Raw genomic sequence first — 2,650 nt, forward strand, 5'->3', positions numbered from 1 at the left:
GCCTTATCCTTGCTGGAAGTTTCCAAATCATCAATTACCACAACTTTAGTACCAGCTTCACCTGATACTGTTGGCTGTAAAACTGTGCTTGAATAACTTCCACCTACATTCTTTAAATACTTGTTTCTGAAATTATGTGGTATATAGTTAGATTTTATTTCCATATCATCGTATTTCATTCAATTCAACATCACATTTATTATTAATCAAATCGTAGGTGATGGAATTGATTACAAAGTTCTTATTCAAGGTATTCTCTTTCAGGATTGAATTAAGCGATATATCCCTATTCTTTATTGAGTTACTGTATCTGAATAGTGGTTTACTATAGTAATTCACATACTTATTAATACAGTGTTCTTCTGCTTTCAATTTATCTTTAGAAACTCCATCAGTCAACGTATCAACAAAGTAATATTCATCTCCCACCTTAGTAAGAACATAGCTATAGCTGCCTGCGTGCTCATTATAAGTATTGATTCTAAATTCAATATCATCAAAATCATTCACTATATTTTCATCAATTACATTCTCAAACTTCAAGTCTTCATCATACGTTTCATCATTAAAAATATCCTTCACATAATCAGATGTAGTATATTTCAATTTAACATCATTAATGTGAAATGAATTACACCTGACAGGTTCTTTATCGGTACGTCTCATAGGAGTAGTTCCAAGTTGATTAGGAGCGTAAAGTTCAAATGTCAATTCCCCTAATGTCATTTTATCAGATGGCAATGAAACGGCAACACCATCTTCACTTTCTGCCAGATTCATACGCCACGAAACTGTATTAGTCAATGAATAATCAGTATCAAACACCTTATCCCCTACTTTATTCTTATGCACCAGATAAAAGCAGTCTTGCAATTTACATTCATCATAGAACCATTTCTCGACAAATACACGTTCATTACTGCTATTCGTATATGAATACACATAATTTCTATCTGCATATCCACCGCTATACTTTTCACGTCCAGAAATAGAATCATATTCCCCTTTAGTAACAAATCGCCAGTAGCCGTATTCATCCAGATACTTATACCAAGTTGCACCTGCCCAAGTATTTGGACCGTTACATATCTTATAATAATTCCTTGCAACTTTATTATGATACTCTTGATAATTAACCCATCCATCACCATCATAGTACATCTTATCACCAATTGCAAGTTTACATTTAAACATCGTATCCGTGAATCCTGTGGAATATTTACCATCATAGTATTGTTCATCAGATGTTACAATACATTCTGCTGCATTCCAATCACCAGACAGTCTATAATTTATATCAATAATGAAAGTTCCACCTTTGACTGCTATAGGCAGCTTATTTTTCAATGACAATTGAACTCCGTCTGTTGTTTTCCATCCCATCAGACCGTAATCACTTATCGTAAAATATGTCTTCCAATTTAAAGAAGAAGGTTCATTGGCAGTCTCATAATATGCTGCCTTTTGCCAGTAGCTGCCATTTGATGCAGCATTATCTGGAGTTACTTCTTCTATCGGTTCTATTGGTTTGTTAATCTCAAAAAGATATGGCTTATTCCAATCCCAATTATTCTTCGATTTAAAGAAAGCATTCAATAATGTATAATTCTTACCACTAATATCCCTTGTCGATTCATAATACTTATTTGCGTCTACATTCTGATTTATAATATCATCCTCATCATTCCATTCAGGAATTATAGTATTATTAGAATTTGAATTAGCAACTACCACCACTTTATTATATAGCTCACCAATGGCTATACTAGCATTACTTTCATAAATATTCTGATTAACATTAATAATGGTGTTATCAAGTGTTACCACCGTATTACTATCATCTGACAGGGTATATTTAGTATATGAATTGATATTCTTAATAATATCATAGTCCACGAAATAAATAGAATCACCATAATAATAGCAAGTCATACCCAGATACCTTGCAATATATTCTAATACGTCTTTACAGTTCTCTGCTTCATTCGCTTCATCGAAGAAATTTCTATCTAGGATGAATAAGTTATTTAGTAAATCAGTAGTATCATTTATCTTCTTTGCGTTGTGTACATAGACATTCTTTATTAATCTATTGGAATCAATCTGGCTTATGATATGTTTGATTACCTGATAAAAAGACACTATAGACTGCTTTTCATTTAGATAGGTGTAGTTATAGTTACTAAGAGATGAAAGAATATCATTAAACTGCAAGGATAACAAATTATATTCTTCATTATAATCCGTACTGTAAAGACAGGGGACTGAATAACCACACCACAATAAAGAACCATTCTTTGAGATAGTACAATATATCTGGTTTCCTAATGCTGTGTAGAGATTAGCCAGTACCTTAGTTGTTAAGACATTAATCTGGCAATCTGAACATTTGATTGGTTTGAACACATCGTCATCTGATTCATAGTTAATTGAAACTGCATCAGTAGAACAAAGTAATTCAGGAGCTATCAAAGTTCCTCCTGAATCCCTGTATATTTCAATATTGATAGTATTCTCATCTATATCCTTAAAAGATGAGTTATATATTAATTGATATCCCATTATGTCAGTCTGTTTATTCTGTTATTGTGTTGTTTTAAAACTCCAACCAGTGCTTTATCTGAAATCTTAAATTCAACTTCTCCAGACA

The 2,650-nt window shown here is 32.3% G+C and carries 1 protein-coding gene; it reads right to left on the minus strand.

From position 1 onward, the window contains the following. Positions 1–165: 165 nt before the first annotated feature. Positions 166–2,562, minus strand: a complete 2,397-nt coding sequence (locus AB5935_RS24270; RefSeq protein ID WP_368327684.1) for a hypothetical protein — start codon at positions 2,560–2,562, stop codon at positions 166–168. Positions 2,563–2,650: the final 88 nt, after the last annotated feature.

The organism is Phocaeicola sp. RTP21198st1_B8_RTP21198_201120 (assembly GCF_040929485.1).
GTDB classification, from domain to species: Bacteria; Bacteroidota; Bacteroidia; order Bacteroidales; family Bacteroidaceae; genus Phocaeicola; species Phocaeicola dorei.

Coding starts and splice junctions, on each gene's coding strand:
- AB5935_RS24270 (WP_368327684.1), bottom strand. CDS start 2,562: ATGGGATATCAATTAATATATAACTCATCTTTTAAGGATATAGATGAG.